1 protein-coding gene is annotated in these 1433 nt (G+C 44.8%); it reads left to right on the top strand.

Annotated elements, in window-relative coordinates:
- The first annotated feature begins 85 nt into the window (after positions 1-85).
- On the top strand, positions 86-1423 hold the full coding sequence (locus R7Z41_RS23780) for an IS4 family transposase (RefSeq protein WP_318136456.1): 1338 nt from the start codon (positions 86-88) through the stop codon (positions 1421-1423).
- Positions 1424-1433 lie beyond the last annotated feature (10 nt).

Raw genomic sequence — 1433 nt, 5'->3', positions numbered from 1 at the left:
GCAATGTAGATCAGATAAGGATCAGTTGACCGATCCTTCTGATGAGAGACAATCGGAAACCTGTTTATAGGTTTCCGATTTTTTTATGTCTATTCAAAACTGTTTTGCCGACTTCCTCGAAGAGAGTCCTGTTGATGTTGCTCGACTCACCACGTTCTCTGAACATATCCCCGATGAGTGGATTACTAAAGCGGCTACATTGTCAGATAAAGCCACAATTCGTCGGCGTCGATTACCAAGTGATATGGTTTTGTGGCTCGTTGTGGGTATGGCCTTCTTCCGCAATGAGCCCATTGCCGAAGTTGCACGAAGAATGAATGTCTGTGCTGATGGCCTGGCTGATGAAGAATTATTAGCGAAGAGCGCTTTGACTCAAGCAAGACAGCGCTTAGGCAAAGCAGCACCAGAATGGCTGTTTAAGCAATGTGGGCGTACGTGGGGCCTTGAACGATACCCTGATGATACATGGCAAGGCCTTCAAGTTTTTGCCGTAGATGGCGCTCTTTTTCGAACGGCTGATACACCCGAATTAAGAGAGCATTTTGGCTCTGGTAATACTTCAAGCAACAGACAAACACCTCATCCAGTATTAAGGGTTGTGACCATGATGAATGTTCGCTCTCATGTCATCGTTGATGCTGCGATAAGCCCTTATCGCCGAGGTGAAATTCCTTTAGCAATGCCTTTTATTGATGCCTTGCCAGATGATTCTGTGACGCTGCTTGATAAAGGTTTTTATGGTGCAGACTTACTGCTTTCTTTGCAAAACAGTGGAACAAACAGACACTGGCTTCTCCCAGCGAAGAAAGGCGTGAAATACACGCTATTAGACGACAAAGAAAGTAGTGACATGCTTGTGGAGATGAAGGTCTCACCGCAGGCTCGTAAAAAGAACCCTAGTCTTCCAGAAAAATGGCAAGTCAGAGCAGTCACGTATGAGGTGCAAGGCAAATCCAAAATGGTGTTTACCTCACTTCCTAGAGAAAAATATGACGCTCAATCAGTGGCAGAGCTTTACCATGAAAGATGGGAAATCGAATTAGGCTATCGTGACATCAAGAGCTCAATGCAACACAACGCTTTAGTGTTGAGAAGCAAGACAGTGGAACTCGTATACCAGGAGTTATGGGGGTTATTACTTGGTTATAACTTAGTGAGACGAGAAGCAAGTCAAGCCGCAGTAGAACATGGACGATTACCCAATGAAATTAGCTTCAAGTACGCTTGCCAATTTATAGCCAGTCAGCTAAAAGTGATGAGTAAAGCGGTATCTTTAGGGAACACGCCGAAACGCTTAAAAAGCCTTCGCGGAGATTTATCTATACTCTTTATAGACAAACGCCCTAAGCCTAATCGGCCTAGGGCGGTAAAAATATCAAAGACCCGATACCCTGTTAATCGCTACGCGGCTCCTCTTAAGTGAACTACATTGC

This window comes from Vibrio sp. 1457 (assembly GCF_033340195.1).
Lineage (GTDB): Bacteria > Pseudomonadota > Gammaproteobacteria > Enterobacterales > Vibrionaceae > Vibrio > Vibrio alginolyticus.
The sequence above is the reverse complement of the archived record's forward strand: the minus strand, read 5'-3'. Positions and strand labels throughout refer to the sequence as shown.

Excerpts from the sequence above, each read along its gene's own strand:
- R7Z41_RS23780 (WP_318136456.1), top strand. The coding sequence starts at position 86 with ATGTCTATTCAAAACTGTTTTGCCGACTTCCTCGAAGAGAGTCCTGTT.